Annotated in this window: 19 protein-coding genes, 1 tRNA gene and 2 pseudogenes; 20 read left to right on the top strand and 2 right to left on the bottom strand. The window is 51.8% G+C overall.

The genetic code is table 11. The annotated features are described in order from the left end of the window. From TU84_RS17580 to TU84_RS26095, 8 genes and pseudogenes are all read left to right on the top strand, one after another. On the top strand, positions 1-696 hold a 696-nt coding region (locus TU84_RS17580; protein WP_174479336.1), incomplete at its 5' end, for an RHS repeat-associated core domain-containing protein. Continuing rightward, complete coding sequence (locus TU84_RS25650; RefSeq protein ID WP_082148748.1) at positions 696-1,076, top strand: DUF2750 domain-containing protein; 381 nt, start codon at positions 696-698, stop codon at positions 1,074-1,076. The genes TU84_RS17580 and TU84_RS25650, both read left to right, overlap by 1 nt. Before the next feature lie 74 nt (positions 1,077-1,150). Then, a pseudogene (locus tag TU84_RS25655) lies at positions 1,151-1,324 on the top strand (PAAR domain-containing protein); the annotation flags it as partial. A 181-nt stretch (positions 1,325-1,505) separates the two neighbouring features. Continuing rightward, positions 1,506-1,916, top strand: a complete 411-nt coding sequence (locus tag TU84_RS17585; RefSeq protein WP_048371219.1) for a hypothetical protein — start codon at positions 1,506-1,508, stop codon at positions 1,914-1,916. 138 nt (positions 1,917-2,054) lie between these two features. Next, positions 2,055-2,783 carry a polymorphic toxin type 47 domain-containing protein gene (locus TU84_RS25660; protein ID WP_088500398.1) on the top strand — a complete coding sequence of 243 codons (729 nt, stop codon included), beginning with the start codon at positions 2,055-2,057 and terminating at the stop codon, positions 2,781-2,783. A 10-nt stretch (positions 2,784-2,793) separates the two neighbouring features. Next, entirely contained in the window at positions 2,794-3,225 is a 432-nt protein-coding gene (locus TU84_RS25265; protein ID WP_082148749.1) for a DUF6756 family protein, read from the top strand. Between the two features lie 295 nt (positions 3,226-3,520). Further along, positions 3,521-4,507, top strand: coding sequence for an RHS repeat-associated core domain-containing protein (locus TU84_RS26770; protein WP_053225263.1), 987 nt, complete (start codon positions 3,521-3,523; stop codon positions 4,505-4,507). Next, the gene (locus TU84_RS26095; RefSeq protein ID WP_157403809.1) at positions 4,500-4,913 is read left to right on the top strand and encodes a hypothetical protein; all 414 of its coding nucleotides are present in this window, start codon (positions 4,500-4,502) and stop codon (positions 4,911-4,913) included. Before TU84_RS26770 ends, TU84_RS26095 begins: the two co-directional genes overlap by 8 nt. Before the next feature lie 39 nt (positions 4,914-4,952). Here the strand turns inward: TU84_RS26095 and TU84_RS26335 are convergent, their stop codons facing one another. Then, on the bottom strand, positions 4,953-5,324 hold the full coding sequence (locus TU84_RS26335; protein WP_167343312.1) for a hypothetical protein: 372 nt from the start codon (positions 5,322-5,324) through the stop codon (positions 4,953-4,955). Between TU84_RS26335 and TU84_RS17605 the strand changes: the two genes are divergently transcribed. The 10 genes and pseudogenes from TU84_RS17605 to TU84_RS26105 all read left to right on the top strand — a co-directional run bounded on the left by TU84_RS17605 (position 5,274) and on the right by TU84_RS26105 (position 12,858). Further along, complete coding sequence (locus TU84_RS17605) at positions 5,274-6,830, top strand: RHS repeat-associated core domain-containing protein (RefSeq protein WP_167343313.1); 1,557 nt, start codon at positions 5,274-5,276, stop codon at positions 6,828-6,830. The two genes, TU84_RS26335 and TU84_RS17605, sit on opposite strands and share 51 nt — an antisense overlap. After that, entirely contained in the window at positions 6,827-7,285 is a 459-nt protein-coding gene (locus tag TU84_RS17610; RefSeq protein WP_048371223.1) for a DUF4304 domain-containing protein, read from the top strand. Before TU84_RS17605 ends, TU84_RS17610 begins: the two co-directional genes overlap by 4 nt. A gap of 117 nt (positions 7,286-7,402) precedes the next feature. Further along, positions 7,403-7,627, top strand: coding sequence for a hypothetical protein (locus tag TU84_RS26100; protein WP_153427932.1), 225 nt, complete (start codon positions 7,403-7,405; stop codon positions 7,625-7,627). 471 nt (positions 7,628-8,098) lie between these two features. Then, positions 8,099-9,130, top strand: coding sequence for an RHS repeat-associated core domain-containing protein (locus TU84_RS26775; protein ID WP_082148752.1), 1,032 nt, complete (start codon positions 8,099-8,101; stop codon positions 9,128-9,130). Continuing rightward, a complete protein-coding gene (locus TU84_RS17620) occupies positions 9,127-9,516 on the top strand; it encodes a hypothetical protein (protein ID WP_048371225.1) in 390 nt (129 codons plus the stop codon). The genes TU84_RS26775 and TU84_RS17620 overlap by 4 nt, the downstream gene beginning before the upstream one ends. Positions 9,517-9,532: 16 nt before the next feature. Beyond that, positions 9,533-9,791 (top strand): annotated as a pseudogene (locus TU84_RS26520) (PAAR domain-containing protein). Between the two features lie 53 nt (positions 9,792-9,844). Then, the gene (locus TU84_RS17625) at positions 9,845-11,056 is read left to right on the top strand and encodes an RHS repeat domain-containing protein (protein WP_048371227.1); all 1,212 of its coding nucleotides are present in this window, start codon (positions 9,845-9,847) and stop codon (positions 11,054-11,056) included. After that, the gene (locus TU84_RS25675; RefSeq protein WP_157403810.1) at positions 11,053-11,580 is read left to right on the top strand and encodes an Imm21 family immunity protein; all 528 of its coding nucleotides are present in this window, start codon (positions 11,053-11,055) and stop codon (positions 11,578-11,580) included. The genes TU84_RS17625 and TU84_RS25675 overlap by 4 nt, the downstream gene beginning before the upstream one ends. A gap of 198 nt (positions 11,581-11,778) precedes the next feature. Next, the gene (locus TU84_RS17630) at positions 11,779-12,360 is read left to right on the top strand and encodes a hypothetical protein (RefSeq protein ID WP_048371229.1); all 582 of its coding nucleotides are present in this window, start codon (positions 11,779-11,781) and stop codon (positions 12,358-12,360) included. Positions 12,361-12,672: 312 nt separating this feature from the next. After that, on the top strand, positions 12,673-12,858 hold the full coding sequence (locus tag TU84_RS26105) for a hypothetical protein (protein WP_082148753.1): 186 nt from the start codon (positions 12,673-12,675) through the stop codon (positions 12,856-12,858). A gap of 203 nt (positions 12,859-13,061) precedes the next feature. Here TU84_RS26105 and TU84_RS17635 read toward each other — a convergent pair. Continuing rightward, a tRNA-Ser gene (locus TU84_RS17635) sits at positions 13,062-13,149 on the bottom strand. Positions 13,150-13,271: 122 nt separating this feature from the next. Between TU84_RS17635 and TU84_RS17640 the strand changes: the two genes are divergently transcribed. Next, positions 13,272-13,943, top strand: coding sequence for a Bax inhibitor-1/YccA family protein (locus tag TU84_RS17640; protein ID WP_048371231.1), 672 nt, complete (start codon positions 13,272-13,274; stop codon positions 13,941-13,943). A 109-nt stretch (positions 13,944-14,052) separates the two neighbouring features. Then, on the top strand, positions 14,053-14,445 hold the full coding sequence (gene tusD, locus TU84_RS17645; RefSeq protein WP_048371233.1) for a sulfurtransferase complex subunit TusD: 393 nt from the start codon (positions 14,053-14,055) through the stop codon (positions 14,443-14,445). Position 14,446: the final 1 nt, after the last annotated feature.

Below are 14,446 nucleotides of genomic sequence, written 5' to 3' on the forward strand. Positions count from 1 at the left end.
GACCGCGACCCGCTGTGGCAACACCAACCCGTGGCAAAACCGTTCAACGCCATGGCCTGGTACCAGTGCGACCACCTCGGCACGCCGATGGAACTCACCGACCAACGCGGCGAGATTGCCTGGAGTGGGACGTATCAAGCGTGGGGGCTAGCCAAGGAAAAGCGTACCGACAGCGCAACTCGCGAAAACATCCGCAACCCGCTGCGCTTTCAAGGGCAGTACTTCGACACTGAAACCGGGCTGCACTACAACCGCTATCGGTACTATGATCCGCAAGTCGGGAGGTTTATCAGCAAAGACCCGATCGGGTTTGCGGGTGGGCTGAATGTCTATGCGTATGCGCCGAATCCGGTGGGGTGGGTTGATCCGCTGGGGCTAATGGCAAAGATTACTTGCCCAATTTGCTGTGATGGCTCCCACGGAAGATCAAACAAACAAGAAAGACTTCGGGCACTGGCTGACGACCCAAAACAACCGAGTCATGTCAGAGGCTGGATACGGAATGAACTACGTCATATTGAGACAGGAAATCGGACATCAATTCGACTCCCCAGTAATTCACGAAAATCAAAATCTCCCGGCCTCGAACTAGCTCACGGCCATACAACACCGGCCAAAACAGGCCACTGCTATCGCCACTCAGAACCACAGAATGCAGACATACATAAAATTCAGCACAGAATAGGTGGTTACTAATGAACACTCACCCGAACAAGATTCAAAACGTCATATCACTAACTCAACAAGAACGATATGACTACTTTGTCCGAAAAACAGCAGATTCAATGCACCTATGGGGATTATTCCAAGATGGCTGGGCAATCTCACAAGGGAATTCAATTTCAATTCCATTCTGGCCCGAAGAATGTTTCGCACAAATGTGTGCCACAGCTGAATGGTCGGGGCTAAATGCAAAATGCATTGAAATGGACAAGTTCTTAGAAAACTGGCTCCCAGGAATGGAAAGAGATAATCGAACATGCCTTATATTTCCAACACCTACAGACAAAGGGCTATTGAAGGCACCCCAAGCTCTTAAATTCGACCTAAGAAATGAGCTCAACAAGTATGAATAAGCTCCCCACGTTTGTATTCACTCAGATCAATCCTAGCAGACGTAATACTCAGTAATCAGACCGAGCACGGTGACATGAAGACAATAGTACGACTCGACGACACCACTAACCACGGTGGATTAGTCATCGAATCCATCCCCCGCACCCGACTCAACGGTAAACCTATGGCGGGAAATGGCAATCTGGTGATGTGCCCCCTTATGTAAAGGCCGCTCCCTATTGTCGACGGCAGCAGCAACTATTCCATCAACGGAGTTCCTATCGCCTTGGACGGCATGAAGACCGCCTGCGGTGCCAGCCTGATCGCCACAGGCTCTCACGCATCGGTACATCGCTGACCCTACAATTCATCGTTCTTTAACAGCCCAATAACATTGACCCAGCGCTACCAATGCCGATGGTGTACGTACTTACGACCTGTCCGGCCGTTTGCTCAGCGCCACCACCCTCAAAGGCGAAGAAACCTTCGCCTTCGACCCGGCCAGCAACCTGCTGGACCCCAAGGCCCCGCGCCGACCCATCCACCACCCGCCGCCCAAGCTCCTCGATAACCTGCTGCGTGACTACGTCGGCCAGCACTACACCTACGACGCCCGTGGCAACCTGCTTGAACGCCTCGACAAGGGCAAAAAAGCCCGCTTCACCTGGGATCTCTACGACCGCCTGACCCGTTACGAAGACGACCGCCTCACCGCCGACTTCGCCTACGACGCACTGGGGCGAAGGGTAGCCAAATACTCCAAAGCCCACTGCCCGCCCAGCCCCGGCGCCGGCCCGGCGTGGATCGAGCAACAGCAGCGCACGCTCAACGCCCAATACGACTGCGGCCAAAACATCTAAGGCTGGGACGGCGACACCCTCGCCTACGAAACACGCTACAGCGACAACCCTGGCGAACGACGTCTGATCCACTACTTCTACGAACCGGGCAGCTTCATCCCCGTCGCCCAAACCGTCGAAAACCGCAGCCTGTCGCTAGTGCGCGAGCCAAGCCATGAAAACGGCTACCACATCGACCGCGACCCGTTGTGGCAACACCAGCCCGTGGCGAAACCGTTCAACGCCATAGCCTGGTACCAATGCGACCACCTCGGCACGCCGATGGAACTCACCGACCAACGTGGCGAGATTGCCTGGAGTGCGACGTATCAAGCGTGGGGGTTGGCCAAGGAAAAGCGTACCGACAGCGCAATACGCGAAAACATCCGCAACCCGCTGCGTTTTCAAGGGCAGTACTTCGATACCGAAACCGGGCTGCACTACAACCGCTATCGGTACTATGATCCGCAGGTCGGACGGTTTATCAGCAAAGACCCGATCGGGTTTGCGGGTGGGCTGAATGTCTATGCGTATGCGCCGAATCCGGTGGGGTGGGTTGATCCGTTTGGGTTGGCGAAGCTCACTCATGCACCTGACTTTGACACAGCGAGAGTACAGGCACTCAAAAATGCAGGAATGACAAACCCTGAAAATGTAACACTTTCAAAATACGACCCGGTAACAGGCACTGTAGTTGAGTTCAAAGGAGAGGGCGGAGCCAAAGTTGCTTACGATGCCCCTCATGCAGACATGGACCCAAAGACCGGACACGATAAACCGCATATTGGTTGGCAAACTTCTGGTAAACGCGGACGATGCGGCTGCGCTGAGCGAGGCAATATCACCTATGATGGCCCACAACATCCACATCGCCCCGATAAAAGATAGGAAGACATTTATGAATCAACAAAATAGCACCGCCCTAAAGTGTGAAATAAAAGCTGCGCTAATGGCAGCAGGAATAAGCGCAAAAGAAGTGGAAAATAAAGCGCAAGTACTATCAAAAGTAGAAGCTAGCTTTGTCAAAGATAGACCTAGAGCATGGTGGTCATCTTTGGCAGTGGCGCCAAAAATATACACTTTCAACGATAACTCAGCTTATCTACACCTAGACGAGGTGGCACCACCGACCACGGACGACGTTTGGTTAATAGTCGATGAAGATAATGATGAGAAATTTGTGTTTAGCCTACCTTTATCAAAGATCAAAAACATAATCGAAGAATGCCGATATTTTGAGTACTACATCGTAGACAAGAACCTGAAATGGCTACTAGCAGAGAATGATCATGGAGACCTAATTTTTTCCGAAAAAAAATCTTACCCCTGAGCCAACGACCCCATTCAATAGAGTTGAAAGGAAAAACCCCATAACACTTAACTGTTAATATGCGAAGTACGTAATTATCATAAAATCATAGTACAACTTTACAACAGCTCCGTTCATGGATAGGGCCTCCATTACGTCGAATGGTATGAAACCGCCCACGGTGCCAATTTGGTCGCAGTAACTTACGAGCATCGGTGCACACCCTGTTCATCGCTCATTAACAGCCAGACAACAATCGTATTGGCCTAGCGTTGCCAATACCTGTACGTATTACTACAGACATTCGCCTTCTACCTTGCCAGCGCCTGCCCGGCGTGACGACTGCGGCCAAAACATCTACGGCTGGGACGGCGACACCCTCGCTTATGAAACACGCTACAGCGACAACCCCAGCGAACGACGCCTGATCCACTACTTCTACGAACCGGGCAGCTTCATCCCCGTCGCCCAAACCGTCGAAAACCGCAGCCTGTCGCTAGTGCGCGAGCCAAGCCATGAAAACGGCTACCACATCGACCGCGACCCGCTGTGGCAACACCAACCCGTGGCGAAACCGTTCAACGCCATGGCCTGGTACCAATGCGACCACCTCGGCACGCCGATGGAACTCACCGACCAACGCGGTGAGATTGCCTGGAGTGCGACGTATCAAGCGTGGGGGCTAGCCAAGGAAAAGCGTACCGACAGCGCAATACGCGAAAACATCCGCAACCCGCTGCGCTTTCAAGGGCAGTACTTCGACACCGAAACCGGGCTGCACTACAACCGCTATCGGTACTATGATCCGCAGGTCGGACGGTTTATCAGCAAGGATCCGATAGGGTTTGCGGGTGGGCTGAACGTCTATGCGTATGCGCCGAATCCAGTGGGGTGGGTTGATCCGTTTGGGTTGAGCGTAACTCTCGCAGAACGGCTTGCGAACAAAGCCCAAAATTTACCTGCCTCCAAACGTCCGAACACAGTAGCCGTAATCACATCTACTGATGGAAAAATTACCATTGGAAAAAATCAAGGGGGAGTGACCAACCCCGAAGTGCAAAATACCCTAGACGGACTATCTCCCAACGAGTTTTCCGCCCAGTGCGCAGAAGTAAACGCAATCTCAAGAGCAAAGAACAAAGGGATAGAGTTAAAAGATTCCTCAATTTCAGTCGCAAATGTTCGTGGAAAGAAAAGCAGCAGCGGCATTCACGGAACTAGCAAGCCCCCCTGCTCAGTTTGCAATCCACTTTTAAAGAAATTTGACATGAACCTATTAGAGAGATGCCATGATAATGGATAGAACAAAAATTTTATCGGAATTCAAAAACCTCCCCGTGTCGGAAATCCAGCGATACGGCTCGTCGTGCCTAAGAGCATTTTGCGCAGAGAAAAAAATTTCACACCCAGCAATCATTGATCTACTCGATCATCTTGAATCCATGCATTTCAGCCAAAATTTACCTGAATGGGATCGTCTAGGGGCTTTATTAGAACTAAATGGAAGAGGAGATGAGATACCAGCAGATCTAGAAGAAATTTTAATAAAAAATAAAGCTACCGATTTAACTGCCCTAGTTGATAGCGTAGTAGAAATCGGAATTGTAGATCTATATGGAGGAAGAACAAACCTCCCCATAGAGTTCCTGGATCGAGCAATGACCATACTGGAAAAAAACAAGATTCAATTACCAGCACCTAGCGCATAATTAATTATCAACCGTTCTTTAATAAAAAAACCATTGGCATTAGCATTGGCGTAGCGTCGCTAATGCTTTATCGCCCGCCACACCGGGCACAAGGACGGCTTCGAGTGGCAGACCGAAACCTTTGCCTACGATGGCAACGGCAACCTGCTGCTGGCCACCAACCCGACCTGCAAACTGCAGTGGTTTTACGATGCAGCGGGCAACAACACCCGCGAACATCAGCACCTGCACCTCTACAAACCCTGCCACGTCGCCATCTGGCAGCACGAGTACGACGCCCTCAACCAACGCATTGCCACCACCCGCCCCGACGGCCACCGGGTCAGTTGGCTGACCTACGGCAGCGGCCACTTGCTGGCAATGAAAGTCGACGACATCGAACTGCTCAGCTACCAGCGCGACGACCTGCATCGCGAAATAGTCCGCCACCAAGGCAACGGCCTGCAACAGCGCCAGAGCTGGACGCCCAACGGCCAGTTGCACGAACAAACTGTAGCCCTTAGCGGCTCAAGCAGACGCCTGATGGTGCGCAACTACCGCTATGACGATGCCGGGCAACTGACCGACCTGCACGACAACCGCCGTGGCGACATCAATTACCGTTACGACCCGCTCGGCCGTTTGCTCGGAGCCAGCAGCCAGTACAAAGAAGAAACCTTCGCCTTCGACCCGGCCAGCAACCTGCTCGACCCCAAGGCCCCGCGCCGGCCCATCCACCATCCGCCGCCCAAGCTTCTCGACAACCTGCTGCGCGACTACGTCGGCCAGCACTACACCTACGACGCCCGTGGCAACCTGCTTGAACGCCTCGACAACGGCAAAAAAGCCCGCTTCACCTGGGACCTCTATGACCGCCTGACCCGCTACGAAGACGACCGCCTGACCGCCGACTTCGCCTACGACGCACTGGGGCGACGGGTAGCCAAATACTCCAAAGCCCACTGCCCACCCAGCCCCGGCGCCGGCCCTGCGTGGATCGAGCAACAGCAGCGCACGCTCAACACCCAATACGACTGCGGCCAAAACATCTACGGCTGGGACGGCGACACCCTCGCCTATGAAACGCGCTACAGCGACAACCCTGGCGAACGACGTCTGATCCACTACTTCTACGAACCGGACAGCTTCATCCCCGTCGCCCAAACCGTCGAAAACCGCAGCCTGTCGCTAGTGCGCGAACCAAGCCATGAAAACGGCTACCACATCGACCGCGACCCGCTGTGGCAACACCAACCCGTGGCGAAACCGTTCAACGCCATGGCCTGGTACCAATGCGACCACCTCGGCACGCCGATGGAACTCACCGACCAACGCGGTGAGATTGCCTGGAGTGCGACGTATCAAGCGTGGGGGCTAGCCAAGGAAAAGCGTACCGACAGCGCAATACGCGAAAACATCCGCAACCCGCTGCGCTTTCAAGGGCAGTACTTCGACACCGAAACCGGGCTGCACTACAACCGCTATCGGTACTATGATCCGCAGGTCGGGAGGTTTATCAGCAAAGACCCGATCGGGTTTGCGGGTGGACTGAATGTCTATGCGTATGCGCCGAATCCGGTGGGGTGGGTTGATCCGTTTGGGTTGGCTAAATCCACAACAAGTGGGCATAGCTCACATGCAAAACTAGGCCAAGAGTTCCACAACAACATGGAGCAATATCCATATCCTCAAGGCTATATGCGTGAGAGGAAAATTGGCAACGCGGGCAGGTCTGATGCACTCAATCCAATTGAGTGCGCGATAATAGAAAGAAAATGCACGTGTAGCACTCGAACAATACAGAGAGGAAAAAATCAACTCCAACGCTACTGTGATGAAATGAAAAAAATAACTGGGGATGATTATGCAGGGATACTGGATATCCTCAACCCCCAGACAGGAAAACGAAGCATCGACATAGTGAACCCAAAACCATGACCGCTATTAGTAAAATTTTCGGAACCGTATCTAAACAGCTCGGATTCAAAGGTTGCGGGTCTACTTTATTTATTGAATATGAAAGCTATTTCCTGACAGTAAATCTCCAGAAATCCTCACACGGAGAAGGCTTCTATATAAACGTCGCCATTACATACAAACAATTACTCGACAGTAACACTACAGAATTAGGTTCGACCACCACTTATAAAAAATGCTTATCAACGCTCCCATCACACGTCGACTTCAGGGCAGAAAACATCCCACAAGCACCTTACACCCAAAATGATTTTGACAAGTTGGCTAGCCATAAGGATTCGAACACAATTAAAGACTGCCTGCAAAAAGCCTTAGAAGCAGTAATAGACTTTACACACAAAAACCATGATCGATCCACCATCAGAAAGCTAAAAGAAGCCAATATATTTCCAGCAATAATAATGAAATCAGTTTGATGACAGCACTAACAATCTGGAATATGCATCACAACCGAGAAAATGAGCAAGGCAAACATTAAGGGCCAACTGGAAAAATAATTGACCTTAGCCAACTTAAATGCAAGGACATCAATAATGATTAAGTCAGCAAAAGAATTCACCCAACTAATTGACAATCAATCAGACAACAGTACATATCGAGCTACCACCGAAGAGGCTACAGAGCAAGTCTGGGCCGACGTATCAGAACACCACCCTGAATATGAAAAAAATATTTTACAAAACATAACAATCTCAAACAGCACCATTAAATCCTTATCAAAAAGCCCCAATCCGTTAGTCAGATGGTGGGTAGCATAAAAAAGACGAACTGGAGATGACGTACTGAAAATATCATCCCAAGATGAAGACTCAAGTGTAAGACAAGCCGTCGCTGCCAATAAAAAACCCCCATATGAAGTCCTAGAATCACTTTGCACAGACATAGAGGAAAATGTAAAAAGTGTCGCACAATACAATATAAAACTCAGAAAAAGTCCTTAAATCTCTCCTTAGAAACAAACTATTCACAACTCACCAAAACCTAACTATCAATATGCGAAGTACGCAATTATCATGAAATCATAGTACAACTTTACAACAGCTCCGTTCATGGATAGGGCCTCAATTACGTCGAATGGTATGAAACCGCCCACGGTGCCAATCTGGTCGCAGTAACTCACGAGCATAAGTGCACACCCTGTTCATCGCTCATTAACAGCCAAATAACAATCGTATTAGCCTAGCGTTGCCAATACCTGTACGTATTACTACAGATATTCGCCTTCTACCTTGCCAGCGCCTGCCCGGCGTGACGACTGCGGCCAAAACATCTACGGCTGGGACGGCGACACCCTCGCCTATGAAACACGCTACAGCGACAACCCTGGCGAACGACGTCTGATCCACTACTTCTACGAACCGGGCAGCTTCATCCCCGTCGCCCAAACCGTCGAAAACCGCAACCTGTCGCTCGTGCGCGAGCCAAGCCATGAAAACGGCTACCACATCGACCGCGACCCGCTGTGGCAACATCAATCCTTGGCGAAACCGTTCAACGCCATGGCCTGGTACCAATGCGACCACCTCGGCACGCCCATGGAACTCACCGACCAACGCGGCGAGATTGCCTGGAGTGCGACGTATCAAGCGTGGGGGCTAGCCAAGGAAAAGCGTACCGACAGCGCAATACGCGAAAACATCCGCAACCCGCTGCGCTTTCAAGGGCAGTACTTCGACACCGAAACCGGGCTGCACTACAACCGCTATCGGTACTATGATCCGCAAGTCGGACGGTTTATCAGCAAGGACCCGATAGGGTTTGCGGGTGGGCTGAATGTCTATGCGTATGCGCCGAATCCGGTGGGGTGGGTTGATCCGTTTGGGTTGAGCTCATGCCCTTGTGAGCGTGACTGCGAAAAAATTCTTGCCGATGCTGGGCTGGATGTTGATACACACAGCAATCTGACAAAAAGAAACAAAGGCACACAATATGACTCTCATCACATTTACCAAGACAACACAGTCGCCTCTGTACCCGGCTACAACCGTAACTCAGCAATCGCCATTACACTTCAAGGAAGGAATGCAGACAGGACAACCCGAGGTTCACAGCATTACAACGCCTCTCAGGCTCAAAACAATAGTAGTTCTGGCGGTTTAGTTGGCTCTGAAACCGTAGTAGCTTTTAAAGCACTACGTTCTGCTGGAATTGGCAGCCATGAATCAAAATGCGCAGTCTTGAAGGCTCGAGGCTACTTAGGTGGACTTGGAGCAAGCGCAGGGACAACAACCAACCTTCCCCAAAATAGAAGAGGCCGATGACAATGCTCATAAAAAGAGAAATTTTATTCGAATTATCCTATAACAGGATCGAAGACTTCATAGACATGTTCAACAAAAAAAATCTTGCCGGACTTGAAGACCAATTCGGTATGAGCCCCGCAATATATAATGAAGCGCGCGAGTACATGGACGATTATTTCGACACTAAAAACTATCAATTAAAGACACCACCAAAAAAAGAGACCTCGGCCCACCTCCTAGAAGAAAAATTTTTTGATATCTATGGAGTCGATGAAGACACAGACTGCTGGAGAATATACTGCAAACTATTTAGCGAGAGTGGCGAAGAAGAAATTTCAGCTAATTTCGACCTGATTCACGACAGAGAAAATTTTAAACTTATATATTTATATACTGCTTCATAACAAGTTGAGTGTAGAAATGAAAAATATAGCTCGTCTTTACGACAGCACCGACCACGGTGGAGCTGTCATCAAATCCATCCCCCTATCTCAACGGCAAACCAATGGCGGGTAATCGCAAGCTAGTGATGTGCCCCTTATGTAAGGGGCCTTTCCCTATTGTCTAGGGCAGCAGCACCTATTCCGTGAGCGAAATTACTGCCGTCTCGGACGCCATGAAAACCGCCTGCGGTGCCAGCCTGATCGCCACAGGCTCGCACGCATCGGTTCATCGCTGAACATACAGTTCATCGCTCTTTAACAGCCCAATAACATTGGCCCAGCGCTGCCAATGCCTGCGCACTTGCTACCCGCTCGGCCGTTTGCTCAGCGTCACCACCCGCCGCCCAAGCTCCTCGACAACCTGCTGCGCGACTACGTCTGCCAGCACTACACCTACGACGCCCGCGGCAACCTGCTTGAACGCCTCGACAACGGCAAAAAAGCCCGTTTCACCTGGGACCTCTACGACCGCCTGACCCGCTACGAAGACGACCGCCTCAACGCCGACTTCGCCTACGACGCACTGGGGCGACGCGTAGCCAAATACTCCAAAGCCCACTGCCCGCCCGGCGCCGGCCCGGCGTGGATCGAGCAACAACAGCGCACGCTCAACGCCCAATACGACTGCGGCCGAAACCTCTACGGCTGGGACGGCGACACCCTCGCCTATGAAACACGCTACAGCGACAACCCCGGCGAACGACGCCTGATCCACTACTTCTACGAACCGGGCAGCTTCATCCCCGTCGCCCAAACCGTCGAAAACCGCAACCTGTCGCTCGTGCGCGAGCCAAGCCATGAAAACGGCTACCACATCGACCGCGACCCGCTGTGGCAACACCAACCCGTGGCGAAACCATTCAACGCCATGGCCTGGTACCAATGCGACCACCTCGGCACGCCCATGGAACTCACCGACCAACGCGGAGAGATTGCCTGGAGTGCGACGTATCAAGCGTGGGGGTTGGCCAAGGAAAAGCGTACCGACAGCGCAATACGCGAAAACATCCGCAACCCGCTGCGCTTTCAAGGGCAGTACTTCGATTCCGAAACCGGGCTGCACTACAACCGCTATCGGTACTATGATCCGCAGGTCGGACGGTTTATCAGCAAGGATCCGATAGGGTTTGTGGGTGGGCTGAATGACTATGCGTATGCGCCGAATCCGGTGGGGTGGGTTGATACGCTGGGGTTGGCTAGAAACGATACCTTGACTCCCGGGAAAAACGCCCCTGAATCAATACTTGCACGCGGCCCCGAACGCAATTTCAACAGAGAAGAGCGCGCGAACATTAATGTTATTGGCTATAGGGATGGCTGCCACACATGCGGTTCACATAAACCGGGAACCAAAAGCGGTGACTTCATCCCAGATCACCAACCAGCAAATGCACTCAATACTGAAAATAAGCCACAACGGCTATATGCACATTGCCGACCTTGCAGCTTAAGACAAGCCGGGCAAGTCACACAGGAAAAACGGAGGATGAATCAACAGTGAAAACCTATACATTTTCAAATTGGATAGAAAGTTCTGGTGGACCATTTGTTATCATCGAAAAAAAATTCGCCTCTTTATGGGGCGGAACCAACGGCTACCCATCAGATTTCGATTTAGCTTGCAGAACCTCTAACTATATCGAAGAGATCTCAACGACTTATACAACCGCACTTATCTTGGGTGATGAACCATTACGCACGCTTGTCGCATATTCTAACGATCACAATCTAATTGTCAGATGGCGATGGGCAACTAGCGAGGAGGATGTATTAAGTAAAATACAAAACATCTGCTTCCCAAAAAAATACGAAGATCGAATAGACGTTAATTTTTGCACTGACAACCTAGAAATATTTGATTCCGCCTCGACGTATGCAGAGGCCAAATCCATCAACCTAAAGGCCAACGCAGGAAAAAACACAATTAAAACATTCAATTACTCTCCTGACCCAGAGACATCACTATTGATACATAAAATATCAAATGCCACCCAGAAACTAAAATTGGTCAACACTCAGCTATAGAGCCGCAACTATAAAGCTACTTAGTCTAAATAAGAAGACCACCTGCGGTTCCATCCTAATGGCCAGTACCTCGCGTGTATCGATGCACCATTAACCATAAGTTCATCGCTCTTTAACAGCCCAACAACTGCATTATCCCTGCACCGTTAATGCCTACACACCTTTCAAACCCCGCGACGCCGATGGCCACAGGGTCAGTTGCTGGAACAAACCGTAGCCCTTAGCAGCTCAAGCACGCGCCTGCTGGTGCGCAATTACCGCTATGACGATGCCGGGCAGTTGACCGACCTGCACGACAACCGCCGTGGCGACATCAACTACCGTTACGACCCGCTCGGCCGCCTGCTCGGTGCCAGCAGCCAATACAAAGAAGAAACCTTCGTCTTCGACCCGGCCAGCAACCTGCTCGACCCCAAGGCCCCGCGCCGGCCCATCCACCACCCGCCGCCCAAGCTCCTCGATAACCTGCTGCGCGACTACGTCGGCCAGCACTACACCTACGACGCCCGGGGCAACCTGCTTGAACGCCTCGACAACGGCAAAAAAGCCCGTTTCACCTGGGACCTCTACGACCGCCAGACCCGCTACGAAGACGACCGCCTGACCGCCGACTTCGCCCACGACGCACTGGGGCGACGCGTAGCCAAATACTCCAAAGCCCACTACCCACCCAGCCCCGGAGCCGGCCCGGCGTGGATCGAGCAACAACAGCGCACGCTCAACACCCAATACGACTGTGGCCGAAACATCTACGGCTGGGACGGCGAACTTGGCCTATAAAAGTCGCAACGGCGAAACCACTTTGCGACAACGCAAAAAAAGGTGTTTTCCACTGTAGACGGCTATAGCCCCACACTTGACGAGGCTGCACATCGAAAAGAGGGCTTTGGCCAATTAGTCAGCGTTCTTGCTCAATAGGCTCTATCAAAGAAGCTAAATGATTAGGTAAACACAATCACCGGATCTGACCATGCAGGAAGAGAACTGGCTCTACACTTTAGGCAATGCCACTTGCTTGCTTGGAACTGATTTCTGAGCAGGATCAAAGAGCAGCAACTCTGGGGATGTTCTTTCTGGCTTAAGGTGTGACTTATGTCGATTTCAACTGGCATTGCGCGGAAGCTGTGTGGCGTCTTCTCTTTCAAACGAATCACTGCGACTCGGCGGCTCAGTCGCGATGAAGCCAGCCTGATTGAGCACTACCGCATGCTTTCTGAGTCAGACCGCATTGCGATGCGCTACCTGTGTACTTCACTTAAAGAAATATCTCGCTTCTGAAGCTCGGTGATGCCCTGGACTGCTGGGCTACAGACATAGAGACATCGAACGAGATTGTGGGGGTGGCGAGAAATCGCAACGAGAAGGAGGCTGACTTTAAGGCACCTCTGATTGGGTAAACGATGGCCGCCCTACAGTCCCATTTCCCAACCCCCAGAAACGACAAAGCCCGCCAAAAGGCGGGCTCTGTCGGTGTAGCAATATGGCGGAGGCGTAGAGATTCGAACTCTAGGACCTGTTACAGTCGACGGTTTTCAAGACCGTTGCCTTAAACCACTCGGCCACACCTCCTATGTTGTTGCGGGCGCCATAATACCTGAATGAAACACGTTGTCAAACTCTCTTGATCGCTTGTTTCAGAGCCTCTGCTATGATCTTTGCTACTTAACATTTCAAACCACAGGAGTATCGCCATGCGCGAACAGGATTACGCCGTTAATAACAGCGTGCAGGCTGAGCAGCTAGAGGTTAGCCGCGTCCTGCGCAACACTTACGGTTTACTGGCTTTGACGCTCGCTTTCAGCGGCGTGATGGCTTATGTCGCTCAACAGATGCGGGTCGGTTACCCGAATATTTTCGTGGTGCTGATCGGTTTCTACGGGCTGTTTTTCTTGACCAACAAGCTGCGTGATTCGGCTTGGGGCCTGGTGTCTACGTTTGCCTTAACCGGTTTCATGGGCTTTTTGTTGGGCCCAATCCTCAACCGTTACCTGGGCATGCAGGGCGGCGCTGAGGTTGTCAGCTCGGCATTTGCCATGACCGCGCTGGTGTTTGGCGGCCTTTCTGCTTATGTGCTGATCACTCGCAAGGACATGAGCTTCCTGGGCGGCTTTATCACCGCAGGCTTCTTTGTCCTGCTGGGCGCCGTAGTTGCCAGCTTCTTCTTCCAGGTCAGCGGCCTGCAACTGGCTATCAGCGCAGGTTTTGTGCTGTTTTCTTCGGTCTGCATCTTGTTCCAGACCAGCGCTATCATTCATGGCGGCGAGCGTAACTACATCATGGCGACCATCAGCCTGTATGTTTCGATCTACAACCTGTTTATCAGCCTGCTGCAAATTTTCGGCATCATGAGCAGCGACGACTGATTGACCCCGCTACACGAAAGCCCGCTTCGGCGGGCTTTTTGTTGCCCGCTGCAAGCATCTTTGAGCATCTGCCTTTATCATTGCCGCAGATTTGCTGACAGAGCTCACCATGAAATTTGCCATTGCCCTTTATTCAGCAGCCCATGCGCCCTCTTCTCGCCGCGCCCTGCGTTTTGCCGAGGCAGCGCTGGCAAGCGGTCACGAGATCGTGCGGCTGTTCTTCTATCAAGACGGTGTGCACAGCGCCTCGAGCAATGTGGTCACACCGCAAGACGAGCAAAATATCGCGCAGCAGTGGGCCGCGTTCGTCAGCCAACATCAGTTGGACGGCGTGGTGTGTATTGCAGCAGCCCTGCGCCGCGGTGTGTTGAATGAAGATGAAGCAGCGCGCTATGAGCGCCCGGCGGTCAATCTGCAAGCGCCATGGGAATTGTCTGGCCTAGGCCAGTTACACGACGCGATTCAATCGGCTGATCGACTGATCTGCTTCGGAGGGCCTTGAT

Source organism: Pseudomonas helleri, from assembly GCF_001043025.1.
Lineage (GTDB): Bacteria > Pseudomonadota > Gammaproteobacteria > Pseudomonadales > Pseudomonadaceae > Aquipseudomonas > Aquipseudomonas helleri.